The organism is Pseudoalteromonas sp. XI10 (assembly GCF_001469895.1).
GTDB lineage: Bacteria > Pseudomonadota > Gammaproteobacteria > Enterobacterales > Alteromonadaceae > Pseudoalteromonas.
Map to the genome: position 1 here is coordinate 126415 of NZ_LOPY01000062.1, position 26895 is coordinate 153309.

The following is a 26895-nucleotide window of genomic DNA, read 5'->3' on the forward strand; positions in this document are numbered from 1 at the left end:
CGTGTTTGTGAAAACAAACACGGTTTTTTTGTATCTATTTATAGCAATTTGCTTAATTAAATGATCTTTTGAGGTGATTACTCTTAATATTTTCCTGCCTCCCGCACCCATGCAGGCGCATTATTTAATACAAAATAATAACGAAGAATTGCGAGTAGGTATGAAATAAACGAAGCGTTTTTCGGGCATAAAAAAACCGCAACGAGTGCGGTTTCTTAAATTCTATTGGCGTTTCAATTAAAGGCCTGCTCGGTCTTTAATAACAGCGATTAGTGGAGAACCACCGTGGCCGTTTGATTCTGCCCATGCGATGTCTGCACCGTCTGCTAAAGAGCTTTTAGATAAGTTCTTAACGATGTATTCACCAGCATCCGCAGCGCCGCTTTCAATTGCATGACGAAGCATATTGTTGCCGTTACATTTTACAGCATCAAAGATGTTACGAATTTTCACACGTGAGCTTTTAAGCTTACTACGTAAACGGTTTTTATCATCAGCAGCGATATATTCACAGATAGAAACAGCTAATTGATCATTCGCTTTTGCTGGTGCTGTATAGGCTACTGACGCTGAAACAACAGCCGCTGCAAGTAACATATTTGGTAACTTCATCATATTTTGCCCTTATGTAATACTTTTTTCTTACCAAGATTGTGTAATATTGTACCAACTAATTAATTTTACCGCAATAATGTTACGGATTTTTGTACAGGGTTACAAAAGTATACGAGTAAGGATTTTTGTTATCAGGTTGATGCTGTTCTTGCTCGGCAACTGTCCAATTAGCAACACTTTCGTAATCTGGGAACTGCGTATCACCGACCACTTCAAGGTCGATGAATGTTAAGTATAGACGATCTGCTTGAGATAGAAATTGTTCGTATATATTTCCACCACCAATAATCATAACTTCTTCAACATCAGCAACCAACTCCAGCGCAGCCTCTGGAGAAGTAACCACCTCAATCCCCTCTGCTGTGTAATCAGCATTACGCGTTATAATAATATTTTGACGACCTGGTAAAGGCCGGCCTATTGATTCAAACGTTTTACGGCCCATGATCACAGGCTTTGCCATGGTTATTTTTTTAAAGTGTTGCAGATCGGCGGGTAGATGCCATGGCATTTGGTTGTCTTGGCCAATTACTCGGTTATTTGCCATTGCAGCAATCATTGAAATTTTCACACTAAACCTTAATACTTTTTTCTTATCAATAAAAAAGGAGCGCATGGCTCCTTTTCAGTTTTAAATTTTATCGTTGGTAGATAACTTCTACATCGTAGTCATCATCATCCCAGTCGTCATCCCAATCATCATCGTCTTGAGATGTTGCTTTCTGATGGTAAGTATCCCACTTAAATTCAACTTCTTCTTTCTCTTCTTCAGCGAATTTTTCTTTCGGCATACTATCAAGTAGCGCCATAATATCATGACATAGTGCTTGGGTATTTTGCTTGTTTGCAGCAGAGATACGGTAAACATTAACCTCTTCACCTAGCTCTTCGGCAATTTCATTACACAGCGCTTCAGCTTCATCTTCTGGTAATAGGTCAATTTTGTTAAATACTAACCAGCGCGGCTTTTCAGCAAGCTTAGGACTATATTGGTGTAGCTCATTAATAATCGCAAAGGCATTATCAACCGGATTTGTGCCATCAACAGGCATAACATCAATGATATGCAGTAATACACGACAACGCTCTAAGTGCTTTAAGAAGCGAATACCAAGGCCAGCACCTTCTGAAGCCCCTTCGATTAGACCTGGGATATCAGCAATTACAAATGACTTATTCGCATCTGGGCGTACTACACCAAGATTAGGAATAAGCGTCGTAAACGGGTAATCTGCCACTTTTGGTTTAGCTGCAGAAACACTGCGGATAAACGTTGATTTACCGGCATTTGGTAAACCAAGCAAGCCAACATCCGCAAGTAGCATTAGCTCTAGGCGTAAGCTGCGAACTTCACCAGGTGTACCTAGTGTTTTTTGACGTGGCGCACGGTTTGTACTTGATTTAAAACGTGCATTCCCCAAGCCATGGAAACCACCTTTTGCAACAACAACCTTTTGACCATGCTTAGTCAAATCACCTAATGACTCTTCAGTATCAACATCAATGATACGTGTACCAACAGGCACCTTAAGCGTTAAATCAGCGCCTTTTTTACCAGTCATGTTACGGCTTTGGCCATTTGTGCCGCGCTCTGCTTTATGAAAACGCTCAAATTGGTAATCAATTAACGTATTTAAGTTTTCATCGGCTTGTAGATAAACGCTGCCGCCATCGCCGCCGTCGCCGCCATCAGGACCGCCATCTGGTACATATTTTTCACGTCGGAAAGATACGACACCGCTGCCGCCATCACCCGCGTCACAACGAATTTCTACTTCATCTACAAACTTCATGATTACTCACTTTAAGATTGGCTTGTTAATAACTCTATTATATACCTAAGTGCCCTATTCAGCACCCAATGCCAAGGCGCTTAGGTATATATTTATATGCCTTAAAACAAAAAACCCCGCAAAGGCGGGGTTTTTCAAATATCGAGATGATTACTCAGCTACGATATTTACGTATTTACGGTTTAAAGGACCTTTCTGTTCGAATTGAACTTTACCATCTGCTTTTGCGAAGATAGTGTGGTCTTTACCGATACCTACGTTTGCGCCAGCGTGGAAACGAGTACCACGTTGACGAACAATGATGCTACCCGCTAGAACTGATTCGCCACCAAAACGCTTAACACCTAGGCGTTTGCTTTCTGAATCGCGACCGTTACGAGTACTACCAGCTGCTTTTTTATGTGCCATTTCTCAGTACCTCTAATTAAGCGCTAATGCCAGTGATTTTAACTTCAGTGAACCATTGACGATGGCCCATTTGCTTACGAGAATGCTTACGACGTCTAAATTTAACAATCTTAACTTTCTCACCGCGACCGTGTGAAACAACCTCAGCTGTTACTTTACCACCGTTTACGAACGGTACACCGATCTCGATTTTCTCACCATCAGCAACTAAAAGTACTGAATCAAATTCAACTGCTGCACCAGTTTCAACGTCTAATTTCTCAAGACGAATTGTTTGACCTTCAGTCACACGGTGCTGTTTACCACCACTTTGGAAAACCGCGTACATAATTAACTCCGTCTGTGCGCCCTCAAATCGACGCAACTAAAATATTCTTCAATAGGGCGCGAAGTTTACGCTAATGTGCAAAAACTAGCAAGCCTCTTTTTCGATAAAATGAATAAAAAATAGCTGCATTGAGAGCAATTCAATATTTTCCTCTATTCTATCCTAAAAACACCACATGCCAAGCGGTTTTTACGATCTCATGACAATTAAATTACGCTAATAATACGCACTTTGAAAATTCAAAAAGCTGATCACTTATTAATCAAGGTTATAAATTTATCTTGGCAAAATTGATCTCAAATAAAAAACTTTACAGTGTTTTTTTACTGAATCATCACAAAATATCGAGCAAGCGCTTTTTTTGTTGTACAATCAGCCCCGTATACCCATAAATATTGGCTCGGAGATCAATGGATATAAAAGCTATCCAGACGTTAATCGAAAATGAAATGGATGACGTCAATCAACTTATACATGCCCAAATGCGCTCAGATGTCGCATTGGTTAACCAACTCGGTTTATACATAGTAAACAGTGGCGGTAAACGCGTTCGTCCTATGTTGGCCATTTTAGCGGCAAAAGCACTTGGTTATGAGGGCAAAGACCATATTACGCTTGCCACTATCATCGAATTTATTCATACCGCAACTTTATTGCATGACGACGTTGTCGACGAGTCACATTTGCGCCGTGGTACGCCTACAGCCAACGCAGAGTTTGGTAATGCAGCGAGCGTTTTAGTGGGTGACTTTATCTATACACGTTCATTTCAGCTTATGGTTGGCCTAGGTAAAATGCCAATCATGCAAATTTTAGCTGATGCAACCAATGTCATCGCTGAAGGTGAAGTATTACAGCTAATGAACTGTAATGACCCTGACACCACAGAACAAAGCTATATGCAGGTTATTTACAGCAAAACGGCAAAATTGTTCGAAGCTGCAACCGGCCTTGCTGCAATTATTACCGAGCAAGACGAACAAACCCTTGAAGCATTAAACTTATACGGTATGCATCTTGGCACTGCATTCCAATTAGTGGATGATGTTCTTGATTACAACGCTGATGCCGAGCAACTTGGTAAAAACATTGGCGATGATTTAGCTGAAGGTAAACCTACCCTACCGCTTATCTACGCAATGCAAAAAGGCACACCAGAGCAAGTTAAGCTAGTACGCGAAGCAATTGAGCTTGGTAATGGTATGGACCACTTAGAGAGCATTCTAGCGGCATTAGCTGACACTAAGGCCCTTGAGTTTGCAATGCAAAAAGCTGAGCAAGAAGCTGACAAAGCAATTGCTTGTATTGCGTTCTTACCAGACACACCGTACAAACACGCCTTAGAGAGTTTGGCCCGTATCGCCGTTGCCCGCGATCACTAAACGCTATTTATTCGAGCCATTAAAAAAGCCTGCATTTGCAGGCTTTTTTGTTTTCGGCGATTTAAAAAATCGCCTATCATCTGTCGGAATTAACCGTTGATGAAATCAACACCTTCTTGGATGTCTTTGTTAAGTGTAGCTAGCATGTCGTTTTTAGCTTGCTCTTCGAATGCACTTAACTCACCGTAAGAAAGGATTTCTTCAACGCCGTTTTTACCTAGACGAACTGGGTGTGCGAAGTATGCTGCGTCACCGTTTTCAACTGCAACGTATGCGTAATCAACTACTTCTTCACCTTGTAAGCCTTTAACTAAAGACATACAGAAGCGTGCTGCTGCAGCACCCATAGAAAGAGTTGCTGAACCGCCACCCGCTTTAGCGTTAACAACTTCAGTACCTGCGTTTTGGATACGTGGAGTTAATGCTGCAACTTCTTCGTCAGTGAAAGTAACACCTTCAACTTGAGATAGAAGAGGAAGAATTGTAGTACCTGAGTGACCGCCGATCACTGGAACTTTAACGTCAGTTGCGCTTAAACCTTTAAGTTCAGCAACAAATGCTTCTGAACGGATCACGTCAAGCGTTGTGATACCGAATACACGGTTAGCATCGTAAGTACCCGCTTTTTTGAATACTTCAGCAACGATTGGCACAGTGCCGTTTACTGGGTTAGTGATGATACCTACTAACGCTTTTGGACAGTTTTTAACGATGCCTTCAGCTAATGTTTTGATGATACCTGCGTTTACGTTGAAAAGGTCCGCACGGTCCATGCCTGGCTTACGTGGCATACCCGCTGGGATAAGAACGATATCACAACCAGCTAATGCTGCGTCTAGGCTGTCAGCACCAAAGCCTTCAACTTTAACGTCTGTTGGGATGTGAGAAAGATCAACCGCTACACCAGGAACAACAGGGGCAACATCGTATAACGATAATTCAGAACCTGCAGGTAAACTTGTTTTTAATAATAAAGACAATGCTTGGCCGATACCGCCAGCTGCGCCTAAAACAGCAACTTTCATTGGAATTCTCCGTAATTTGAGGTAGGAAATATTTGTGGCCCTAAAGATAATGAAATTAGCGACTAAAAACAAATTTATCCTGCTTATTTCGCGTATAATTTCGACCATAGTTGTAAACTTGGCTGTAAAGACACAGCATTTTGGACGACTTTGTAAACTAATACTGCATAAATATGCAGAGTTGTGTAGAATTACCCTACATTTTATGAATAAAGAAACGGCAACATGCAACCACAAGACAAACAAGAAGCACTGATCAAAGCGTTTAAAGCGCTATTAAAAGAAGAAAACTTCGGCTCACAAGGTGAGATTGTCGAAGCATTAAAAGAGCAAGGCTTTGATAATATTAGTCAAAGTAAAGTCTCTCGCATGTTAAGCAAGTTCGGTGCAGTACGTACTCGTAATGCAAAACAAGAAATGGTCTATTGCTTACCGGCTGAAATGGGTGTGCCAACAGCTAAAAGCCCGCTGCGTCAGCTTGTTATTGATATTATGCATAACGAAATGATGATTATTATTCGCACCAGTCCAGGCGCAGCACAATTAATTGCTCGTTTACTTGATTCACTCGGTAAGGCGGATGGTGTACTCGGCACCATTGCAGGCGACGACACTATTTTTATCGCCCCTGCGAAGATTTCTGAAATCGATGTGACGCTTGATCGCGTGCGCACTTTATTCGATACCGTTTAAAGTTGCTTTAAGAAGTTTACTGACGGGGCGAAAAACGCAGATCCCATATCGGCTTGAGTAAAATCGAGCCAATGATCATAGCAATCGCCCTGCCCCAAGCGACTCTTTAATACCTGCTCAAACGCATCCCCTTGCGCAGCACACGAAACCATTAAAATCCCCTGCTTATGCACATCACCAAATGGCATGCTTTGGTTTAGCAATAGTGGCTGGCCATGCTCGTCTTTTAATTCACTACGAACCGCATGACTAGTTTCTACAGCAGGCACAATCAAGGTATTATCTAGACGCGTGCGCCCCATGATTTGCTCTTGCTCAGACAGCGATAAATGCTGCCAGACACTCAAATCATGCACAAAGCGCTGAACATGAATATAACTGCCTTGGTCTTCAAAGTGACCCGGTTTGTCGATAAGTGCTGTACTACGCTTTTGACGGCCATGAGGTGTATCGCCTGCATAAATGAAGCCGTTAAAATCACGTCCATCTAAAAACCGAAAATTACGGACCTGCTCCACCAGCTCAACATCCGGTGTTAATAATTTTAGGATTTGCAGGGCAAATAGATGGTTTACATCTTCACGGTCTGAGCGAATTTGCACAAACAAGTCAAATGGCTGAGCACTAATCACATGCTCACTATGAGTCACATTCGGAAAGCTTTGCAATTGGCTAGGGATAAACTCGGGCAGAATATGCGGCCAATACTGAGCACCAAGGGCAACCACACACGATAGCATGGCTTCTGAGAACTGATCAGCAAACTCATCTTGAATGACGCTAACGCGTTTTAGTTTTTTACGTAATGACTCATCATGGCCATCGTAAACATTAAAAAACAGGTGCAAACCATGTAAGTTTGCTTCAGCACAAATCCCAGATTGCGCTTGCGCCATAGTGAATCCTTAGCTTCTCGTTATTTGCACAAAGCCAAGGATTCAAGATTGTTATTTATTACTAATCATGAAAAAAATTGACTGTGTGCGGCATTATTTTTATTTTTACAGGCTGCTCAACAGCTAACACGCGGTCTTGCTCTGCAGCAACTTCACACTCTTGCCCTGCAATATTGATACGATATACATAACGCGTACCGATAAAGCGCCTGTGCAAGATAGTTAAACTGTTTGCGTCACTGTGCGCAGCTTCACACAACTGAATATGATGTGGTCTTATATACACTTGACCTTGCTGACAATTTGCATTGTTCGCCGTCAAAGAGTGAACCACACCAAACGCCGTCTCATATTCAGTTGGCGTTAATACTTTTGCCGTTAAGTATATGCCCGTACCAAGAAACTCTGCAACCACCTTTGAGTTAGGTTGGCTAAATAACTGCTCAGGAGAGCCTTGTTGGGCGATTTTTCCACCATGCATAACCGCAAGCGTGTCAGCAAATGCGAAAGCTTCTTCCTTCGAGTGGGTAACAAATACCGCAGAAACCTGCTGAGCTTTAATAATGCGACGTATATCGGCAATAAGCTCAAAACGCACTTGTGTATCAATATTCGAAAATGGCTCATCAAGTAATAATAAACTTGGTTTGTAAGCAAGTGCACGGGCTATTGCCACTCGTTGCTGCTGTCCACCAGAAAGCTGGTGCGGATATCGCTGTGCACAACCATCGAGTTTAACAAGGCTAAGCATTTCATCTACACGCTCGCGCTTTTGCACTTTACTCATATTGCTTAGGCCAAACGCAATGTTGTCGCTTACCGTTAAATGAGGAAACAACGCATAGTCTTGGAACATCATGCCAATATTACGTTTTTCCGGTGCAACAAACAGCCCACTATCGTTAACCACGTTTGAATCAATACTCATATAACCTTGCTCAGGCTGTAAAATCCCGGCAATTGCCTTTAAGGTAGTAGTTTTGCCGCAGCCACTTGCGCCAAGCAAACAGACGATTTCATCTTGTTCAACATTGAGGTTTAGTTCACTCAACACCTGAGTCGCATTGTACTGATAAGCTAAGTCTTTAATTATCAAATGACTCATGAGTGATTTTGCTCCATCGAACGATTAACGAAATACAAAGGGATTAACCCAACTAACACGATAAACAAGGCTGAAATTGACGCAAGCTCCAATTGCTCATCACTAACATATTGAAAAACATGAGTTGCTAGGGTTTCAAAATTAAAAGGTCTAAGTAATAGAGCTGCTGGTAATTCTTTCATGCATTCAATAAACACTAACAAGCCAGCTGTTAGAATGCCGCGTTTTAATAGCGGTAAATGTACTCGCCAAAGGGTTTGTAAGGGCCCTTTGCCCATTGATTGGCTGGCCATATCTAGCGATGGGCTAATACGTAAAAAACTGCTTTCAAGCGCGCCATGCGCAATCGCATAAAAACGTACAACATAAGCAAAAATCATCGCAAATAAAGTACCGCTCAAAAGTAACCCTGGTGATAAACCAAAAGGCTCAAGCCAATTGTTTAACGCATCATCTAACTGAGTTAATGGTAGTAATACGGCAATAGCTAACACAGTACCAGGTAAGGCGTAGCCAGTACTTGCTAAACGTCCAGGGATCAAAGGGTAAGCTTGTTTCGCAATACGTTGATAAAACAATACCAATAAGCTCAATAGAATAGTTGTAATACTCACCACAACAGCCACTTTAAAGCTTTGCCAAGCGTAATTAAAGAATGCCCCATTCCATGCTTCATCTGCATAGACAATAGCGTATTTAACTAACACCCCAACCGGCAGGATAAAAGCCAGTAACAGCACAACGGTGCAAGCAAAGCTTGCAGCCCATGCGGCACCGCCTTTTAAGCGATACAAGGTTGCGCTGTTAACGCTTGACTGACGTTCATACACAGCTTGATTACGACGACTAAAGCGCTCAACCATGATGGTTAAAAACAAAATCAGTAACATAATGCCTGAAATTTTCGCCGCTGCCGTTAATGAGTAATAGCCAAGCCATGTATCGTAAACAGCGGTCGTTAGTGTGCTCACAGCAAAGTAATTAACGGTAGCAAAATCAGCCATAGCTTCCATACTGATCAATGTAACCCCTGCCACAATCGCCCCACGACCAAGAGGTAAACTAACGCGCAGAAAGCTTTGTAATGGCGATAACCCCATCAGCTGACTAGCTTGTACTAGTTTAAAAGACTGCTCTCTGAGTGCCGTTTTAAAAATAAGGAATAAGTAAGGATAGAGTACCAAGGCAATCATAATAATAGCCCCAGCTAATGTACGAATATCAAAAAACCAGTAATCGTCTGGTGATTGCCAGCCAAACCAGTCTCTAAGGGCTATTTGTACTGGCCCTGCGTAATCAAGCAAGTCGGTATACACATAGGCGATTAGATAAGTTGGCATTGCTAATGGCAGCATTAACGCCCATTCAAATTGCTTACGCCCAGGAAACTCGCAATATGCAGTTAACCAAGCTAACGGCAATGCAATTACACAGCTCAGCAGCCCTACCCCTGCAATAAGTATGAGTGTATTACGGGTATAATCCCACAGCACAGTATTGAAAAGGTGCTGAAATACATCTGAGTCTCCTTGCAGAGATTCAAATAATAAAAAGCCTAATGGCGTAACAAGCAACAGGCCAATAAGCCAGGCTATAAGCTGCCAACGCGACAGCGAAAACTTCACATGCATAAGTGGATTAATACCAGATAAAATAAAAGCTGTTAAAAAACAGCTTTTATAAAAATGTGTTACGAGAAATATCCTCGTTATAAATCAAACTTTACTTCGTCAATCAGCTTCAGTGCCACAGGACGGTATTTGCTGATCTCATCAAGAGGAAGACTATCTTCTTTAAACTCACCCCATGATGCAACCATCTCAGATAATGCAACCCCTTGCTTTACAGGGTATTCCATATTAACTGAAGCATACATATTTTGCGCCTTATTGTCGGTCATATACTCAACCAGTTTCAAGGCATTTTCAGGGTTTTTAGCATAACGGGTCATAACAACGCCCGATACATTAATATGAGAACCACGGTTTGTTTGGTTAGGGAAGTTGATATAAACCGCTTCAGCCCATGATTTTTGCTGCTCATCTTGCATCATTTTGCCAAAATAGTAGCTATTGCCTAACGCCAAATCGCATAAACCTTCTTTCACGGCTTTGACTTGCGCTCTATCATTGCCCTGCGGCTTACGTGCTAAATTGGCTTTTACGCCCTCAAGCCATTGCTTAGTTTTTGCTTCGCCATGGTGAGCAACCATAGAGGCAACTAAACCTAAATTGTAAGGGTGTTTACCAGAGCGTGTGCAGATCTTGCCTTTGTATTTTGGGTCTGCTAAATCTTCGTAAGTTAATTCAGCAAGTGCACCAACACGCTCTTTTGCAGAGTAAACATTACGTACACGTTTAGTAAGTGCTATCCATTGACCGTCGGCATCACGAAAAGTGCTTGGCACATTCGCATTAACCACATCACTATTAATTGATTGCGTTAAGCCTAAATCTTCTAATTGAATTAGCGCACTAAAATTTGAGGTTAATACTAAATCAGCCTTACTGTGCTTACCTTCACGCTTTACACGCTCAATCAAACCTTTTTTGGCAAAAACCACATTAGTTTTAATACCTGTTTGCTTAGTGAAATCATCCAAAATAGGCTGAATTAAGAATGGTTGACGAAACGAGTAAATATTGACTACATCTGCAGCGAATGTAGGCGCGCTTAATAATGCGCTAAGTAATACTAAGGCTGTTTTCTTCATTTTATAGCACCTAAATAGTAACAATTATCAAAATATTTTACCTAGAGTTAGGGCAAAGTGCACCCATTTAAACTTATATTTCAATCAACCTAACTGCCATTTAGGAATTTGCATGTAAGACATATCTCACCCACATGGCAGTTATTGAGTAAAAACCACCAGTAAACACTGCACAAAACAAGGTAAACAATTGAAATATAACAACATACTTTAAATGACAATAAAATAACCAGCAGATTAAGTAAGATTTTGACCTACTCAGCTTTGCCCATTTCTCTATAATTACTTACATCAACTAAGCAAGAAGCTTAATGAGTAGATGGATAAGGAAGCATTACTCATAATACCGCGGAATAAGGTTCATTAGGAGAATAAGGAATCAAGGACAGGCTCAGGAAGAGTAACGCAATGGAGTGACAACCTACGGACAACATCAGGATGATGTGGAATGGCATGACAACAGGACGTTGTTATACAGGAAGTTCAAAAAGTGGAATAAAGGACAGGCCGTTAGGGCATCGCAACGGATTTGCAAACAAAGGGATAGTGTCAGGATGGCACGTAAAGGAGTGGTAAAGTATTTACCAGCAAGGATGTAAAGGACTAACAAGGAAACAAGGCGGGATTGCCTTATATTGCACAGAACCAATAAGTAAAGTGTAATCGCATGGATTGGCAAAGTTTAGGGAGTTGATTAGATTCAATTGCAGGATGCAAAAAATTAAGAAGATTCCGCAAGCGCGACTAGAGATAGTACGCGCTTTTCTTTTGCCTAAAATTTAGTAAAGAGTTATTTTTCTGGGCGTCCCTTATTACGCTTACCTAGCAGATAGGCATCTCTAAACTTAATAAAATGTTGCTCAAGCTTTTGTGTAGCATCTTCTTCACCTGCAAGGGCAAGTACCATAATAGCCACCTCAGCGGTGCCTAGTTGATGCTCATGCGGGGCAACACGTAATCGATAATCAGATAGCTTTTCAGGCGTAATTGAAAGCACAGGAAAATTATCTAGATAAGGGCTTTTACGGATCATTTTCTTTGCTTCGCGCCAAGTACCATCTAAGAAGATAAACAATGGACGCTTACCTGCAACAGGAGTTACTTCGGTGATCACGCGCGCTTCATCATCAACATCGCTGGCAGGAAAAATAACCATTGGCTGATACTGAGGATCTGCCAACAAGCTTAATAAGGCTTCATCTGGATTTGTTCTATCCCACTTAAAGGCATGGTTATCTGGCACGATTTCAGCAATTAAACGGCCAGTATTTGACGGCTTAAAACTCTCATTATGGTACATAAGTAAACAGACCGCGGCATCACACTGAGCTTGCTCAACGCCTTCACAAATACAATAGTGTTCCGCTAATAAACAACGCTCACAACGCGTTAGCTTTGCTCCTCGCGCTTTGAATTCACGACGAGACTCAGTCATTTGCTGAGCACGAAGCATTAACACTGAATTATTTGAGATAGTAGCCACTGTGTATTTACCAGATAATTAAACGGCGCGTATTGTAGCTAAAAATATGGGGAATAGATATTGATCTAAGTGGTTAGTGGTTAGTGGTTAGTGGTTAGTGGTTAGTGGTTAGTGGTTAGTGGTTAGTGGTTAGTGGTTAGTGGTTAGTGGTTAGTGGTTAAACAAGTATAATTCATTTCATGAATAACAAGCTTTTGTTCAATTACAAAAAATAAAACAACTCTCTCGATCAACTAACGACTGACATCTGATATCTAACCTCTAAGAAAACAAAAAACCCAGCCGGAGCTGGGTTTTTATAACGATTAGTCAAAAGAACTTACTTCTTTTTAACTGCTTTTTTGTTTGGAAGGTCAGTGATTGAACCTTCGAAGATTTCAGCAGCTAGACCGATTGATTCGTTTAACGTTGGGTGAGCGTGAATAGTTAACGCTAGGTCTTCACCGTCTGCGCCCATTTCAACTGCTAAGCCGATTTCACCTAGCATTTCACCTGCGTTGATACCAACCATAGCACCACCGATAACGCGACCTGAGTCTTTATCGAAGATTAGCTTAGTTTGACCTTCAGTACGTGCTGAAGCGATTGCACGACCAGAAGCAGCCCAAGGGAATACAGCAGTTTCGATGCTTAAACCTTGCTCTTTAGCTTCTTTCTCAGTTACACCAACCCATGCGATTTCTGGATCTGTGTATGCAATTGAAGGAATGCACTTAGGATCGAAGAAGTGTTTCTGACCAGAGATAACTTCTGCAGCAACGTGAGCTTCGTGAACCGCTTTGTGCGCAAGCATTGGTTGACCAACGATATCACCGATAGCGAAGATGTGATCAACGTTTGTTTTAAGTTGCTTATCAACATTGATGAAACCACGCTCATCAACGTTAACGCCTGCTTTATCAGCGTCAAGTAATTTACCGTTAGGTGTACGGCCAACAGCAACAAGTACTTTGTCGTAACGTACTGCGTCAGCTGGTGCGTTTTTGCCTTCGAATGAAACGTATAGACCGTCTTCTTTCGCTTCAACGCCAACAACTTTAGTAGAAAGCATTACGTTGAACTTGTTCTTAACGTATTTTTGGTAGATCTTGATAACGTCTTTATCAGCTGCTGGTACTAATTGATCAGCAAACTCAACTACGTCGATTTCAGAACCTAGTGCACGGTATACAGTACCCATCTCAAGACCGATGATACCACCACCTAAAACTAGTAGTTTCTCAGGAACGTCTTTAAGCTCTAGCGCACCTGTTGAGTCAATTACACGGTCATCTTCAGGGATGAAAGGTAAGTTAACAGGTTGAGAACCCGCTGCAATAATAGCATTGTCAAAAGTGATTGTTGTTGTACCGTCTTCACCTTCAACAGCAAGTGTGTTGCTACCAGTGAATTTACCGTAGCCGCTAACTACTTTCACTTTACGCATTTTAGCCATGCCGTCTAGGCCGCCAGTTAGTTGACCGATTACAGACTCTTTCCAATCACGGATTTTGTCTAGGTCGATTTCAGGCTTGCCAAAAGTAACGCCGTGAGATGACATTTCAGCTGCGTCATCAATCACTTTAGCTACGTGTAAAAGTGCTTTTGAAGGAATACAACCCACATTTAGACATACACCGCCTAATGTGTTGCGAGATTCTACCAGTGTAACTTCTAAGCCCAAGTCAGCAGCACGGAAAGCCGCAGAATAACCACCAGGACCACCGCCTAGTACAACAACTTGAGTTTTTAATTCGTTGCTCATGCTATTACCTTAAATGTTTGAACGGGACACTGCCCCTAAGTTTAACTGCCATGTTTCTGCAAGGCAGAAAGGGAGAGCAGATATCTATACCAAGATTGTTCTATGGCAAAGATTGTATCATTGCCAATGGTAAAAATCCCAGCAAAAAACAACTTGCTGGGATTTGATTCTTATAAATTATGAGACGATTACATCACCAATTGACGAATATCGCTCATGTAGCTTGCTAGCGTCACAGTAAAGCGTGCTGCTAGTGCACCGTCAATAACCCTATGGTCGTATGACATTGATAATGGAACCATTAATTTAGGTTCAAACTCTTTGCCATTCCACTTAGGTTTCATTTCTGACTTAGATACACCCAAGATAGCAACTTCTGGCGCATTCACAATTGGCGTGAACGCTGTACCACCGATACCACCAAGGCTTGAGATTGTGAAACAACCGCCTTGCATATCAGATGAAGTTAGTTTGCCTTCACGTGCTTTCTTAGAAATATCCATTAACTCACGAGAAAGCTCAATGATGCCTTTCTTATCAACATCTTTGAACACTGGAACAACTAGACCATTTGGCGTATCAACTGCAACACCAATGTTGATATATTTCTTCAAGATTAAGCTTTCGCCGTCTTCAGACAGTGAAGAGTTAAACGTTGGGAATTCAGCCAATGCTTTCGCCGCTGCTTTCATCACAAATACAAGTGGTGTGATTTTAACACCCAGCTTTTTCTTCTCAGCAAGCGCATTTTGCTCTTTGCGGAATGCTTCAAGGCTTGTGATATCAGCTTCGTCAAACTGTGTAACATGCGGGATTTGCACCCAGTTACGATGTAAGTTAGCACCTGATAGCTTCTGGATACGAGAAAGTTTCTTCTCCTCAATTTCACCAAACTTAGCAAAATCAACCTTAGGCCAAGGGATAAGACCTAACTCACCGCCACCGGCATTACCTTTACCTGCAGATAGCTGACCTGACTCAACTTTCTTCACAAGATCTTTCACGTAGTTTTGTACGTCTTCTTTCACAACACGATTCTTACGACCCGTGCCTTTTACGTTTGCTAGGTTAATACCAAACTCACGCGCTAAACGACGTACAACAGGCGATGCATGTGCATACGCTTTGTTATCTGCAAAACCTTCGTTGCTTGCAGGTGCTGATGTTGGCTTTTCAGCCGCAGGCGCTTTTGCTGCAGGAGCAGGCGCTGCTTCAGCTTTTGCAGGAGCAGGTGCCGCTGCAGCTGGTGCACTACCCGCTACTTCAAATACAAAGATAAGTGAGCCAGTTGATACTTTATCCCCAGCAGCTACTTTGATTTCTTTAACAGTACCGGCAAATGGTGCTGGTACTTCCATTGATGCTTTATCGCCTTCAACGTTTAAGATTGACTGATCTTCTTCAACCTTGTCGCCAACAGCAACCATCACTTCAGTTACTTCAACTTCGTCACCACCGATATCAGGCACGTTAACTTCTTTAGTGCTTGATGCCGCTGCTGCCGGCGCTGTTTCAGCTGGTGCTGATTCTGCAGCTGGCGCTTCTGAACCGCTTGAAGCTGTTTCAAAAACGAAGATTAGAGAGCCCGTTTTCACTTTATCGCCAGTCGCGATTTTGATCTCTTTAACCGTACCCGCGATTGGAGCAGGTACTTCCATTGATGCTTTATCGCCTTCAACGCTTAATAAAGATTGCTCTTCTTCAACCGTGTCACCTACCGCAACCATGATTTCAGTTACTTCAACTTCATCATCGCCGATATCTGGCACAGTTACTTCCTGTGTAGCAGAAGCTGCAGGCGCAGCTGCTGGAGCTGGCGCCTCTTCTTTAGCCTCTGCAGGAGCCGCAGCTTGTTCTTCACCTTCGAAGATCATGATAAGTGAACCAGTAGTTACCGTATCACCTTCAGCTACTTTAATTTCTTTAACCGTACCAGCCTGCGCAGCAGGTACTTCCATTGATGCTTTGTCGCCTTCAACCGTTAATAACGATTGGTCAACCTCAACCTTATCACCAACGCTAACAAGGATTTCGGTTACTTCAACTTCATCGCCACCGATATCTGGTACATTAATTTCAATACTCATTGGAACCTCTTATGCGTATAGCGGGTTAACTTTGTTTGTGTCGATGTCGAATTTCTTGATTGCTTCAACAACTACTGACTTCTCAACTTCACCACGTTTAGCAAGCTCAGATAGTGTTGCAACCACAACATAACCAGCATTCACTTCGAAGTGACGACGTAAGTTTTCACGGCTATCAGAACGACCGTAACCATCAGTACCTAATACTTTGTAGTTGCTGCTTGGTACGAATGAACGAACTTGTTCTGCGTAGTTCTTCATGTAGTCTGTTGCTGCAACAGTAACGGCATCTGTTAATGCGTTCGTGATGTAAGCAGTCTTTTGCTCTGCTTCAGGGTTAAGCATGTTGAAACGCTCAGCGTCTTGACCGTCACGAGTTAACTCGTTGAATGATGTTACAGAGAATACATCTGAACCAATACCATACTCTTCGCTCAGGATTTGTGCCGCTTTACGCACCTCAATCATGATAGTACCTGAACCTAGTAACTGTACTTTCGCTTTATCGCCAGCCACAGTTTCTAGCTTGTAGATACCTTTACGAATACCTTCTTCAGCGCCTTCTGGCATTGCTGGTTGATGGTAGTTTTCGTTCATTAGCGTTAGATAGTAGAACACGTTTTCTTGGTCTTCACCGTACATGCGACGGATACCGTCTTGCATGATTACCGCTACTTCGAACGCAAATGTAGGGTCATAAGAAATACAGTTAGGAACCGTGTTAGCAAGAATATGGCTGTGACCATCTTCGTGCTGTAAACCTTCACCGTTTAGTGTAGTACGACCTGCCGTAGCACCTAGTAAGAAACCACGTGCTTGTTGGTCACCGGCCATCCACGCCATATCACCTACACGTTGAAAACCAAACATTGAGTAGTAGATGTAGAATGGGATCATTGGTAAATCGTTAGTGCTGTATGATGTTGCAGCAGCAACCCATGAAGACATTGCACCTAACTCGTTGATACCTTCTTGTAGTACCTGACCTGATGTTGCTTCTTTATAGTAAGAAACGATGTCACGGTCTTGTGGTGTGTAGTTTTGGCCATGCGGGTTGTAAATACCGATTTGACGGAATAAACCTTCCATACCAAATGTACGCGCTTCATCAGCGATGATAGGAACGATGTTTTTACCAATGCCTTTGTCTTTTAGTAACACGTTAAGTGCACGTACAAAGCCCATTGTTGTAGAGATGTCACGTTTTTGCTCTTCAAGTAGTGGCTTGAACGCGTCAACTTCTGGCAATGTTAAGCTTTCAGAAAACTTAGGAATACGCTTAGGTGTGTAACCTTGTAGCGCTTCACGGCGAGCGTGAAGATACTTGTACTCTTCAGAGCCCTCTTCAAGAGTAAGATATGGTAAGTCTTTAATTTCTTCATCAGAAACTAAATCTTGTAGACCTAAACGTGAACGTAGGTGCTCAACATGAGTCATGTCCATTTTCTTAACTTGGTGCGCGATGTTTTTACCTTCAGCCGCTTCACCCATGCCGTAACCTTTTACAGTTTTAGCTAGGATCACAGTTGGACGGTCTTTGGTTTCTTCCGCTTTTTTGAATGCAGCGTAAAGTTTTGAAGGCTCATGACCACCACGCTTAAGTGCGAAGATTTCTTCATCAGTCATATCAGCAACAAGTGCTGCTGTTTCTGGGTAACGACCGAAGAAGTGCTCACGAACATATGCACCGTCTTTTGCTTTATAGGTTTGGTAATCACCGTCAATAGTTTCGTTCATTAACTGCAGTAATTTACCTGATGTATCTTTAGCAAGTAGGATATCCCAACCACTACCCCATACAACTTTAATCACGTTCCAGCCCGCACCTTTGAATAGGCCTTCAAGCTCTTGAATGATCTTACCGTTACCCATTACCGGGCCATCTAAACGCTGTAAGTTACAGTTGATTAGGTAACATAGGTTATCTAGCTTCTCACGCGCAGCGAATGAGATTGCACCACGTGATTCTGGCTCATCCATTTCACCATCGCCTAAGAAAGCGTATACACGTTGGTTTTTAGTGTCTTTTAAGCCACGACCATCTAGGTATTTTAAGAAACGAGCTTGGTAGATTGATGCAATTGGACCAAGACCCATTGATACCGTAGGGAACTGCCAGAATTCAGGCATTAACTTAGGGTGTGGGTATGAAGGAAGACCTTTACCATCAACTTCTTGACGGAAGTTATCAAGCTGCTCAGCGGTTAAACGACCTTCAACAAATGCACGTGCATAGATGCCTGGAGAAATGTGACCTTGGTAATAAACTAAATCACCGCCATCTACATCGTTTGGTGCTTTGAAGAAGTGGTTAAAACATACTTCATAAAATGCAGCTGAAGACTGGTAAGAAGCCATATGGCCGCCTAAGTCTAGATCTTTTTTCGACGCGCGTAATACGATCATGATCGCATTCCAACGAATGATTGAACGGATACGACGTTCAATGTTTACGTCACCTGGATAAGCAGGTTCTTGATCTACCGGAATGGTATTAACGTAGTTAGTGGTTGTGCCAGTAGGCATATCAACACCGTCTAAACGGGCTTGCTCTAACACTTGCTCAAGTAAGAATTGAGCACGTTCAACACCTTCTTCACGCACAACAGACTCAAGGGCTTGTAACCACTCTTGTGTTTCTAGCGCGTCTACGTCAATTTTATTGACTTCAGACATATGGAGGTTTCCTTATGTTTAAAATACTAATTATTTTAATAAATCTTAAATTAAGTAGTTAACTAAACTTAGCTAATCACTTGCTTAATGTTGTTTGGTGCGTCTTAAACTACGTTCAATCCGCGAATGCTCTTTGCCAGCCTCAAGTAAGGCTTCTTCAATAAAGGCTAAGTGAGCATTACTAGCAAGGCGTGCTTGCTCTGGGTTTCCTTCAATAACCGCATCCATCAACAGTCGTCTATGTTCTGCGAGCTGCTGGCTGATCTGTGGTTTTTTTAACAGTACAGTTAAATTCTGTAATACATTTTGCTCTAGCAAGGCCTGCATACCACGTACTAAATGTAGCAGTACAACGTTATGAGACGCTTCTGCCACACTAAAATGGAATGCATTAATTGCTTTTGCTTTTTGCACAATGTCGTCATTAACGAGCGCAATGTTGTCAAAGCTTTGTTTTACTTTTTTGAAGTCATTCGTTGTGCCGCGCATAGCTGCATAATATGCTGCTATTCCTTCAAGGGCATGACGAAATTCGAGTAAATCAAATTGTGACTCTGGATGCTTACTAATCAAATCAAAAAGCGGATCAGTGAGCCCCTCTTCAAGCTGATTTTTTACGAACGTTCCACCACCTTGGCGACGCGTTACTAACCCCTTAGCTTCTAGCTTTTGAATCGCCTCACGCAGCGAAGGTCGCGATACTTCAAATTGTTTCGCTAATTCACGTTCAGGAGGCAGCTTTTCGCCTGGCGCTAACGACCCCTCAAGAATCATATTCTCAAGTTGTTGTAAAATTACATCAGATAATTTTGCTGCTTTAATCTTTAAAGACATTTATTAACGTCCGCATTGTTATGCGCTAACCCCATAAATATCGGGTATTTAGCCTTGTGCTTTGACCAAAAAGGTAAATTGGTCATACCAAATTTGTCGCATACGTTATCAAAAACCCGTATTTCTGTCAATTTCACTACGTTCAGCGCCTAGTTACACCCTAACGTAATTCGTCTAAAGATTAAACAGTATGGATTAAAGTGGCTTTTTCTGAAGGAAAAAACAATAAAAAATAAATGGTCAGACCAGATTGATAGACAAAGCTTTTAGAGTTCAGGTTTTAGATGTTAGTTGAATTGAGTAGCTTTGTAGCAGCGGATTTACCCCGCATCGTTGAATTGAATGCTGAAAAATATTCGAAGTAGGATGCACTTCAGTGCTGAAAAATTAAAACTCAATCGAAGTGCATTAGTAGAGCGATTAATGAATAAAGTTATACAACGAGCTTTACTATTGTAACTTGCTAACTCAAACACATTCCCGGCTAAAGCCAGTCCTACCTCTCGTAACTCACTAACTTTACACTCTACGCCAATCCACCAAACAGGGTTAATGCTGCGATGATCACTAAAAAGAACAATACATTTCTTTTTACAAGTTTCATCATACAGGTGGCTTCATAAGTGCAGCCAAAATGTTGCTGCTCAATTTGCTCAGCGGCAAGTGCAGTTTGCGTAACTACTTTGCGGTTGCTCACTGAAAAGTCGAGCACATACTTCAGCCAACAATTGGTACCTTTATTAAAGTTACCAATCACTAAATAACCAAAGCTTGCAACCCGTGCTGGTAACCAATCGAGCCAAAATAGTAAGCTATGGATCAGTTTAAAACGTTTAGCGTAAGCCACTTGATGGTCGTCTCTAACTTTATCAGCAAAGGTTCGAACTAGCGCATAAAGAACCGCGCCAGGTACACCTAAAACCACAAACCAAAAAATAACTGCACAGTAAAAGCGAAAATTTAACCAAGCTAAAGTTTGGCCAAAAGTTTCACCATGAGGCTCATCTTCTGTTTTCTTTTGACCCATCTGTAATGCAAATAAGGTAGCCGCTTCTTGATCGTTGCGGGTTAACGCATTTAAGTAAGACTTATATAGAGCACGTTGCTTAGCACAGCCAAAACACACCAGTAGCACAGCAACACTCACAGCTAGTTGCCAAATAATAAAATCAGAGAGTTGATAAACTAAACCTGCGGCAACGACAGGCAGCATTAACCAAATCAAAAAACCAATTGGTGAATTAAATAAGCCTTTTTCTGAGAGTTGTTTTTGCGAATGCTTTAGATAGGTATTGGCATAAAAATCGATTTGCCAATAATCAGCGCGAGCACCTAAACGCTCAATTACCAAAGCAATAATTATTGAAATTAAGATCATGCTTTTACCTATATCCTTTAACTAAAACACTAAATCAAAATAGTATTGCCAATCAAAACTCGCACCTGGGTCAGTTTTTCTGCCCGGAGCAATATCACAATGACCAACAATGCGTGAACGGTTTATCTCAGGGTACTTTGCCATCAACGCCTTAGTCACTAAGTGTAATGCATTATACTGGGCTTGGGTATACGCCAGAGTGTCGGTCCCTTCAAGCTCAATGCCCACACTAAAATCATTGCAGCGCTCTCGACCTTCAAACATTGAGATACCAGCATGCCAAGCTCGTTTTTCAAAAGGCACGTACTGAATAACTTCACCAGTGCGGCGAATAAAGCAATGCGCAGATACTCTTAAGCCTTTTAAATCTGCAAAGCTTTCGTGTGCCGTACAATCAATTGCCCCCATAAATAAATCATCAACATAAGGCGTGGCAAACTCCCCTGCTGGCAATGAAATATTATGAATAACAAGTAATGAAACCTCGCCCTCAGGACGCTCATCGTAATGTGTACAGGGCCTTTGTAACACATTGTTTAATTGGCCCAATTCATTTATATGCATATTAAAAACTAACGATGACAATAAAGTTAAATAGTGTAAAGGGTTAAAATCTCAGGGTCTAGTTGCTTTAATTCAATCACTTAAAGTAAGAGTAAGGATACTTGACTGTGGCCGATCTTTGTCTTCTATTAAGGGGTTAAACATAGTAAAATTTCGCCAATTTATTAATAAACAATGAGCTTTCGACATGTCAGTCCCTCACACTTTAATTAGCCAACTGGTAAAACTCGCCCTTGATGAAGATTTAGATTACCAAAGCGCAAATGACGGTGATATTACCGCGCAACTAATTCCAGCAAACGAGCTAGCCAATGCCAAGGTAATTACCCGTGAAGACTGTGTATTTTGTGGTAAAGACATTATTTTAGAAGTTTTTAAGCAAGTTGATCCTTCTGTTGAAGTTGACGTACTCGTTAATGACGGCGACAAAGTAGCTGCAAATAGCACCCTATTTACAGCATCAGGCTCAGCTCGCGCAATTTTAACCGCAGAGCGCACAGCCCTTAACTTTGTACAAACACTATCAGGTACAGCAACAACAACCGCTCATTATGTAAAAGAGCTTGAGGGCACGACTACGCAGCTACTCGACACGCGTAAAACAATTCCAGGTTTACGTGCGTTACAAAAATACGCTGTAAAGTGTGGTGGTGGCGCGAATCACCGCATCGGTCTTTTTGATGCGTTCCTAATTAAAGAAAACCACATTGCAGCCTGTGGTGCTATTGATAAAGCAGTCGCTCAAGCTAAATTAAACCACCCGACTAAACCAGTTGAAGTAGAAGTAGAATCACTTGATGAGCTTGAACAAGCGATCACAGCTGGTGCTGATATCATCATGCTTGATAACTTTACTGTAGAGCAAATTCAACAAGCAGTTGTGCTAACAGACAAGCGAGCAAAGCTTGAGGTATCTGGCAACATGACTCTTGAAACTTTAAAAGCCTATTCACAGGCCGGTGTTGACTTTATTTCAAGTGGCGCACTTACAAAAAATTTACAATCAATCGATCTTTCAATGAGATTTAACGGCTAAAATTTCTCTTGTACGCACTTAATGTTTTACCTAATTCGTTGACAAGAAAATAAAAAAAGCATTAAATACATCAAAAGCCTGAACAGATAACAAAAAATCAATATCTTTTCAGCGCTTTTGACTATTTTGTATACGCACGTCCTGAACCTACACAAGATTGCAATCAATTCAATAAGTTCCTGCAAGGATGCGGTGTCTATAAATAGTACAAATATGTGTAACTAAGCTTATTTTACATCAAACAAAGGTAGGAAAGTTCTGAAAAACTGCTTACTGAACAGGAAAATAGCTTCCAAAAACATTTATTGATGCTAAAGTAAATTTATACACGCTTAACAAGTAAAGTTTTTACTGCTTTGTTAACATTTAAAGGTTAATAAAAGTAGTTTTAAGTAAAACTGTAAGATTTATCCTGTAAATTGAGCACTGGTTTTACAACGCTGAAGTTACAGCTAAACTTACTAAATCATCATATCCTTTAGGAGAGGAACAAATGACACAACAAAAGCAACAGGGTTTCACCCTAATTGAATTAATGATTGTAGTTGCAATCATCGGTATTTTGGCAGCGGTAGCACTGCCTGCTTATCAAGATTACACTAAACGCGCACACGTTAGTGAAGGTATGGGCTTAGCTGCTGGAGCAAAAGGTGCGGTTACTGAATACTATGTATCTCAAGGTGTAATGCCTACCTCTAATACATTAGCAGGTTTACCTGATAGTGGAGACATGACTGGGAATGCAGTAAAAACTGTTTCTGTTGGTGCAGGTGGCGCTATTACTGTAACTTTTAACAGTAAGGTTACTGATAACGCCACTTTAGTATTCGTTCCTTCTGTAGCATCTACTGGCGGTACTATAACTTGGACATGTAATACTGGTACTGTCGACGACAAATATGTACCAGCTAACTGTCGTTAAAACAGAATATAGCTCAAGTTTAGCAAAACTAAACTTGAGCTAACTACACTCTTATGCGAATACACTTTTTTATTTCAACGACCCTTTTTATACTATTTACATTTACTTGGATATTAAACTACCCAGACTTTGAGTTTAAAGGAACAAACTTCAAAGATAAGTTTGAAAACTTTCAATTTACCTTTCCAATTATTTTATATTTATTTAGATTTATAATTGGAATAATCCTCTCATTATTCTTTTTTAGCTTTATTGCTAATATAATATCCAGCAATGTAAAAACATTTTTTAAGAAAAGATTTTCAGATATATTTTTAATAATTGTATCTTGGCTCATTATTACGAGCTTAATACTAAGCATTACTAGTCTTGTTTACCCAAATTTATTTTTCAGTCACAAAGCTTGGACTAATCAATATCTTATTTCAGCTTTATCAATTACAATATTCACTTCCCTATTCCTCTCTTTTTTCATAAAAAAAAATAGAATAAAAACCATTCTATTGCTTTCTATGATTGCATTTATTAAACCTATAGAACTAGAAAGCTCATACAATAAAAAAGAATATGCGCCTTCCAAATACAAAAATGTAATTATTATTGGTATTGACTCTTTAAATACGGATCTAATAAATAAAGAAAACACTCCATTTATTAACGAATTTGTTAATACATCTCTACACTTACCAAACACATATACACATATAGCCAGAACATTCCCTTCATGGGTAACCATTCTGACAGGAGATTACCCGACTTCAAATGGAGCTAGATTAAACCTAACTAATTTAGAACTTTTAAACTTAAAAGAAACTCTCCCATACTTTCTTAAAGAAATTGGTTATAAAACATACTTTTCATTAGATGAAAGAAGGTTCAGTCATATTGATAAATCTTTTTACTTCGATAAAGTTATCGGCCCACCTGAAACCGTTGATGAATTAGTACTTTCACAACTTGTAGAGAATCCTATGCTAGCCATTACATCTCAACTTCCATTATTGAAAGATCTAATGCCTCAACTTTATAATAATAGAGGTTCTTGGAAGAATTATTCTCCAACAAGTTTTAGTAATGAATTGGAAGATAAAATTAAAAATGAAGGTATTCCAGTCTTCATTTCTTCACATTTCACACTCCCCCACTGGCCTTATAAAACAAAATTTAACACCAGTGACAGTAAAAATACTTATGGAAAATATATTGATTCAATTAGGCTCGCTGATAAGCAAGTTCATAGATATATGAAGCATTTAAAAAAAGAAGGCTTTTTAAATGACTCTATAGTTTTTATAATCACAGATCATGGTGAAAGTTTTGGTAGAAATGTTGACCAGCCAAAGGGTGGGAACGACTCTATGAATATTCCTGGCCATGGAAACTCTATTATATCAAGATCTCAATTCAATGTTTTATTATCTTTAAAAGTTTTTAGAGAAGGTAATGAATTAAAAAGAACTGTTAAGAATAAAGACTTTAATTTTGCCCTTACAGACATAACACCAACAGTATTTGATATACTGGAACTGCCAGAACCTAAAAAATTTGATGGGCAAAGCATTTTCAAAGTAAAATCTGAAAGGAGCATTCCTTTAGAAAGCTCTCTAAAACCAAGCTTTAATAGTAATGGCTCTATAAACTTAAAAGATACTATTAGAAAAGGCATTAGCTTATATAATATTGATAAACAAGGCAGAGCTGTTATAAAAGACACACTTTATAAAGATCTTGTTAATATTAAGCAAAGAGGAGTAATATTTGATAAATGGCAATTATCAATATACCCAGAATTAAATAACTCTCTATTTATTACTGATTTAGAAGAAGAAAAAATTTACAAATTTAGTGATTTTCAAAATAAAGAGCTAGCTAAAACTTTATTAAAAGAACTATGCTCGTTGTTTTCCAAAGATCAATTTAACTCTAAATCAAAATATTGTAAAAATGTACCTTACCTATTAGTTAATGGAAATGTGGATGGCAAAGCAATCTGAACAAGCTGACTTAGATACCTTTCAGTGGATAGGTGTTAACTCTCGAGGTAAAAAACTTGAAGGTGAACTTTCAGGGCAAAGTATTGCCTTAGTCAAAGCACAACTTCGAAAGCAAGGTATCACTCCCTCTAAAGTAAAACGAAAACCAAAACCTCTATTTGGTATTAAATCTGTTCAAAAAATCACCCCCAAAGATATAGCTTTAATTACACGACAGATTGCCACTATGCTGATGGCAGGTGTTCCCCTTATCCAAACTATCGAGATGATAGGGAGCGGCACAAAAAATAAAAGTGTCGCTAAATTAATGGAAGGTATAGGCGATGAAGTAAAATCGGGGGTGCCACTTTCCCAAGCCCTTCGAAAGCACCCACGCTATTTTGATGATTTATATTGCGATTTAGTGGCCTCAGGTGAGCAATCGGGTGCACTTGATAAAATTTTTGACCGAGTAGCCCTTTATAAAGAAAAGGCTGAGGCTTTAAAATCAAAAATTAAAAAAGCCATGTTTTACCCGATTGCAGTTTTGGTTGTTGCGATCATTGTAACTTCAATTTTGCTTATCTTCGTTGTGCCGCAATTCCAAGATATTTTTAATGGCTTTGGAGCTGAGCTTCCTGGGTTTACCTTAATGGTGATTGGTATTTCTGAGTTTATGCAGGAATATTGGTGGATAATTCTGATTGCTGTTATCGCAACTGGTTTTGCATATAAAGAAGCGCTACTTAAAAGCAAAAAACTCAGAGATGCTAACGATAGGGCTATATTAAAACTACCTGTTATTGGCATGATTTTAAATAAAGCTGCGGTTGCTCGCTATGCGCGAACTCTATCAACTACTTTTGCTGCTGGTGTCCCTTTAGTTGATGCGCTTGATTCTGCTGCGGGTGCCTCTGGTAATGCGGTATACCGCTATGCAATTCTAGAAATCAAAGCCGAGGTCAGTTCAGGTAATTTAATGAACTGGGCGATGCGCAATACTAAAATTTTCCCTGATATGGTGGTGCAAATGGTTGCTATTGGTGAAGAGTCAGGCTCTCTCGATGGTATGCTTGCTAAAGTAGCAACGATATATGAGCAAGAAGTTGATGATGCCGTTGATGGTTTATCAAGTTTACTTGAGCCTCTAATTATGGCTATTTTAGGTGTGCTTGTCGGTGGTTTAATTGTTGCTATGTATCTGCCTATATTCCAATTAGGTTCGGTGATTTAAACATAG

Annotated in this window: 23 protein-coding genes; 6 read left to right on the top strand and 17 right to left on the bottom strand. The window is 40.5% G+C overall.

Going from position 1 to position 26895, the window contains the following annotated elements:
• Nucleotides 1–237 precede the first annotated feature (237 nt).
• The 5 genes from AUR67_RS20440 to rplU all read right to left on the bottom strand — a co-directional run bounded on the left by AUR67_RS20440 (nucleotide 238) and on the right by rplU (nucleotide 3144).
• Nucleotides 238–615 (bottom strand): DUF3718 domain-containing protein, encoded by a 378-nt coding sequence (locus tag AUR67_RS20440; RefSeq protein WP_058586616.1) that lies wholly within the window; start codon nucleotides 613–615, stop codon nucleotides 238–240.
• A gap of 79 nt (nucleotides 616–694) precedes the next feature.
• A complete protein-coding gene (folA, locus tag AUR67_RS20445; RefSeq protein ID WP_082665684.1) occupies nucleotides 695–1174 on the bottom strand; it encodes a type 3 dihydrofolate reductase in 480 nt (159 codons plus the stop codon).
• A 79-nt stretch (nucleotides 1175–1253) separates the two neighbouring features.
• The gene (cgtA, locus tag AUR67_RS20450) at nucleotides 1254–2408 is read right to left on the bottom strand and encodes an Obg family GTPase CgtA (protein ID WP_058586617.1); all 1155 of its coding nucleotides are present in this window, start codon (nucleotides 2406–2408) and stop codon (nucleotides 1254–1256) included.
• 150 nt (nucleotides 2409–2558) lie between these two features.
• Nucleotides 2559–2816 (bottom strand): 50S ribosomal protein L27, encoded by a 258-nt coding sequence (gene rpmA, locus AUR67_RS20455; protein ID WP_054551015.1) that lies wholly within the window; start codon nucleotides 2814–2816, stop codon nucleotides 2559–2561.
• A 16-nt stretch (nucleotides 2817–2832) separates the two neighbouring features.
• Nucleotides 2833–3144 (bottom strand): 50S ribosomal protein L21, encoded by a 312-nt coding sequence (rplU, locus tag AUR67_RS20460; RefSeq protein WP_036965957.1) that lies wholly within the window; start codon nucleotides 3142–3144, stop codon nucleotides 2833–2835.
• Nucleotides 3145–3554: 410 nt separating this feature from the next.
• On the opposite strand from rplU, the gene ispB reads away from it, so the two are divergent.
• Nucleotides 3555–4526, top strand: a complete 972-nt coding sequence (ispB, locus tag AUR67_RS20465) for an octaprenyl diphosphate synthase (RefSeq protein WP_058586618.1) — start codon at nucleotides 3555–3557, stop codon at nucleotides 4524–4526.
• A gap of 89 nt (nucleotides 4527–4615) precedes the next feature.
• On the opposite strand, the gene mdh is transcribed toward ispB, so the two are convergent.
• Nucleotides 4616–5551 carry a malate dehydrogenase gene (gene mdh / locus AUR67_RS20470; RefSeq protein WP_054562778.1) on the bottom strand — a complete coding sequence of 312 codons (936 nt, stop codon included), beginning with the start codon at nucleotides 5549–5551 and terminating at the stop codon, nucleotides 4616–4618.
• A gap of 225 nt (nucleotides 5552–5776) precedes the next feature.
• On the opposite strand from mdh, the gene argR reads away from it, so the two are divergent.
• Nucleotides 5777–6244 carry a transcriptional regulator ArgR gene (gene argR, locus AUR67_RS20475; RefSeq protein WP_054551012.1) on the top strand — a complete coding sequence of 156 codons (468 nt, stop codon included), beginning with the start codon at nucleotides 5777–5779 and terminating at the stop codon, nucleotides 6242–6244.
• Here argR and AUR67_RS20480 read toward each other — a convergent pair.
• The 11 genes from AUR67_RS20480 to ampD all read right to left on the bottom strand — a co-directional run bounded on the left by AUR67_RS20480 (nucleotide 6241) and on the right by ampD (nucleotide 21724).
• On the bottom strand, nucleotides 6241–7140 hold the full coding sequence (locus AUR67_RS20480) for a Dyp-type peroxidase (protein ID WP_054562779.1): 900 nt from the start codon (nucleotides 7138–7140) through the stop codon (nucleotides 6241–6243). The two genes, argR and AUR67_RS20480, sit on opposite strands and share 4 nt — an antisense overlap.
• Nucleotides 7141–7201: 61 nt before the next feature.
• The gene (locus AUR67_RS20485; RefSeq protein ID WP_058586619.1) at nucleotides 7202–8245 is read right to left on the bottom strand and encodes an ABC transporter ATP-binding protein; all 1044 of its coding nucleotides are present in this window, start codon (nucleotides 8243–8245) and stop codon (nucleotides 7202–7204) included.
• Entirely contained in the window at nucleotides 8242–9876 is a 1635-nt protein-coding gene (locus AUR67_RS20490) for an ABC transporter permease (RefSeq protein WP_058586620.1), read from the bottom strand. Before AUR67_RS20490 ends, AUR67_RS20485 begins: the two co-directional genes overlap by 4 nt.
• Nucleotides 9877–9953: 77 nt before the next feature.
• Nucleotides 9954–10958, bottom strand: a complete 1005-nt coding sequence (locus AUR67_RS20495; RefSeq protein ID WP_055197654.1) for a Fe(3+) ABC transporter substrate-binding protein — start codon at nucleotides 10956–10958, stop codon at nucleotides 9954–9956.
• Between the two features lie 790 nt (nucleotides 10959–11748).
• Entirely contained in the window at nucleotides 11749–12411 is a 663-nt protein-coding gene (locus tag AUR67_RS20505; protein ID WP_058586649.1) for a tRNA-uridine aminocarboxypropyltransferase, read from the bottom strand.
• Between the two features lie 349 nt (nucleotides 12412–12760).
• Nucleotides 12761–14185 (bottom strand): dihydrolipoyl dehydrogenase, encoded by a 1425-nt coding sequence (lpdA, locus tag AUR67_RS20510; RefSeq protein ID WP_054562783.1) that lies wholly within the window; start codon nucleotides 14183–14185, stop codon nucleotides 12761–12763.
• 188 nt (nucleotides 14186–14373) lie between these two features.
• A complete protein-coding gene (aceF, locus tag AUR67_RS20515; RefSeq protein ID WP_058586622.1) occupies nucleotides 14374–16272 on the bottom strand; it encodes a pyruvate dehydrogenase complex dihydrolipoyllysine-residue acetyltransferase in 1899 nt (632 codons plus the stop codon).
• A 9-nt stretch (nucleotides 16273–16281) separates the two neighbouring features.
• Nucleotides 16282–18948: a pyruvate dehydrogenase (acetyl-transferring), homodimeric type gene (gene aceE, locus AUR67_RS20520; RefSeq protein WP_058586623.1), complete on the bottom strand. Its 2667-nt coding sequence runs from the start codon at nucleotides 18946–18948 to the stop codon at nucleotides 16282–16284.
• 84 nt (nucleotides 18949–19032) lie between these two features.
• Nucleotides 19033–19782, bottom strand: coding sequence for a pyruvate dehydrogenase complex transcriptional repressor PdhR (pdhR, locus tag AUR67_RS20525; RefSeq protein WP_036965924.1), 750 nt, complete (start codon nucleotides 19780–19782; stop codon nucleotides 19033–19035).
• A gap of 526 nt (nucleotides 19783–20308) precedes the next feature.
• On the bottom strand, nucleotides 20309–21160 hold the full coding sequence (gene ampE / locus AUR67_RS20530; RefSeq protein WP_058586624.1) for a beta-lactamase regulator AmpE: 852 nt from the start codon (nucleotides 21158–21160) through the stop codon (nucleotides 20309–20311).
• Nucleotides 21161–21181: 21 nt separating this feature from the next.
• Nucleotides 21182–21724 carry a 1,6-anhydro-N-acetylmuramyl-L-alanine amidase AmpD gene (gene ampD / locus AUR67_RS20535; protein ID WP_058586625.1) on the bottom strand — a complete coding sequence of 181 codons (543 nt, stop codon included), beginning with the start codon at nucleotides 21722–21724 and terminating at the stop codon, nucleotides 21182–21184.
• Nucleotides 21725–21911: 187 nt separating this feature from the next.
• Here ampD and nadC point away from each other — a divergent pair, with 187 nt between their 5' ends.
• From nadC to AUR67_RS20555, 4 genes are all read left to right on the top strand, one after another.
• On the top strand, nucleotides 21912–22760 hold the full coding sequence (nadC, locus tag AUR67_RS20540; protein ID WP_058586626.1) for a carboxylating nicotinate-nucleotide diphosphorylase: 849 nt from the start codon (nucleotides 21912–21914) through the stop codon (nucleotides 22758–22760).
• A gap of 493 nt (nucleotides 22761–23253) precedes the next feature.
• Nucleotides 23254–23682 carry a pilin gene (locus tag AUR67_RS20545; RefSeq protein WP_058586627.1) on the top strand — a complete coding sequence of 143 codons (429 nt, stop codon included), beginning with the start codon at nucleotides 23254–23256 and terminating at the stop codon, nucleotides 23680–23682.
• 512 nt (nucleotides 23683–24194) lie between these two features.
• Nucleotides 24195–25676 carry a sulfatase-like hydrolase/transferase gene (locus tag AUR67_RS20550; protein ID WP_161936948.1) on the top strand — a complete coding sequence of 494 codons (1482 nt, stop codon included), beginning with the start codon at nucleotides 24195–24197 and terminating at the stop codon, nucleotides 25674–25676.
• The gene (locus tag AUR67_RS20555) at nucleotides 25660–26889 is read left to right on the top strand and encodes a type II secretion system F family protein (protein ID WP_058586629.1); all 1230 of its coding nucleotides are present in this window, start codon (nucleotides 25660–25662) and stop codon (nucleotides 26887–26889) included. The genes AUR67_RS20550 and AUR67_RS20555 overlap by 17 nt, the downstream gene beginning before the upstream one ends.
• The last annotated feature ends 6 nt before the right edge of the window (nucleotides 26890–26895 follow it).

Coding starts and splice junctions, on each gene's coding strand:
- rpmA (WP_054551015.1), bottom strand. CDS start 2,816: ATGGCACATAAAAAAGCAGCTGGTAGTACTCGTAACGGTCGCGATTCA.
- lpdA (WP_054562783.1), bottom strand. CDS start 14,185: ATGAGCAACGAATTAAAAACTCAAGTTGTTGTACTAGGCGGTGGTCCT.
- AUR67_RS20505 (WP_058586649.1), bottom strand. CDS start 12,411: ATGCTTCGTGCTCAGCAAATGACTGAGTCTCGTCGTGAATTCAAAGCG.
- mdh (WP_054562778.1), bottom strand. CDS start 5,551: ATGAAAGTTGCTGTTTTAGGCGCAGCTGGCGGTATCGGCCAAGCATTG.
- ispB (WP_058586618.1), top strand. CDS start 3,555: ATGGATATAAAAGCTATCCAGACGTTAATCGAAAATGAAATGGATGAC.
- aceE (WP_058586623.1), bottom strand. CDS start 18,948: ATGTCTGAAGTCAATAAAATTGACGTAGACGCGCTAGAAACACAAGAG.
- pdhR (WP_036965924.1), bottom strand. CDS start 19,782: ATGTCTTTAAAGATTAAAGCAGCAAAATTATCTGATGTAATTTTACAA.
- cgtA (WP_058586617.1), bottom strand. CDS start 2,408: ATGAAGTTTGTAGATGAAGTAGAAATTCGTTGTGACGCGGGTGATGGC.
- folA (WP_082665684.1), bottom strand. CDS start 1,174: ATGATTGCTGCAATGGCAAATAACCGAGTAATTGGCCAAGACAACCAA.
- AUR67_RS20555 (WP_058586629.1), top strand. CDS start 25,660: ATGGCAAAGCAATCTGAACAAGCTGACTTAGATACCTTTCAGTGGATA.
- AUR67_RS20490 (WP_058586620.1), bottom strand. CDS start 9,876: ATGCATGTGAAGTTTTCGCTGTCGCGTTGGCAGCTTATAGCCTGGCTT.
- argR (WP_054551012.1), top strand. CDS start 5,777: ATGCAACCACAAGACAAACAAGAAGCACTGATCAAAGCGTTTAAAGCG.
- AUR67_RS20440 (WP_058586616.1), bottom strand. CDS start 615: ATGATGAAGTTACCAAATATGTTACTTGCAGCGGCTGTTGTTTCAGCG.
- AUR67_RS20495 (WP_055197654.1), bottom strand. CDS start 10,958: ATGAAGAAAACAGCCTTAGTATTACTTAGCGCATTATTAAGCGCGCCT.
- ampD (WP_058586625.1), bottom strand. CDS start 21,724: ATGCATATAAATGAATTGGGCCAATTAAACAATGTGTTACAAAGGCCC.
- ampE (WP_058586624.1), bottom strand. CDS start 21,160: ATGATCTTAATTTCAATAATTATTGCTTTGGTAATTGAGCGTTTAGGT.
- AUR67_RS20545 (WP_058586627.1), top strand. CDS start 23,254: ATGACACAACAAAAGCAACAGGGTTTCACCCTAATTGAATTAATGATT.
- rplU (WP_036965957.1), bottom strand. CDS start 3,144: ATGTACGCGGTTTTCCAAAGTGGTGGTAAACAGCACCGTGTGACTGAA.
- AUR67_RS20550 (WP_161936948.1), top strand. CDS start 24,195: ATGATTGCATTTATTAAACCTATAGAACTAGAAAGCTCATACAATAAA.
- aceF (WP_058586622.1), bottom strand. CDS start 16,272: ATGAGTATTGAAATTAATGTACCAGATATCGGTGGCGATGAAGTTGAA.
- AUR67_RS20480 (WP_054562779.1), bottom strand. CDS start 7,140: ATGGCGCAAGCGCAATCTGGGATTTGTGCTGAAGCAAACTTACATGGT.
- AUR67_RS20485 (WP_058586619.1), bottom strand. CDS start 8,245: ATGAGTCATTTGATAATTAAAGACTTAGCTTATCAGTACAATGCGACT.
- nadC (WP_058586626.1), top strand. CDS start 21,912: ATGTCAGTCCCTCACACTTTAATTAGCCAACTGGTAAAACTCGCCCTT.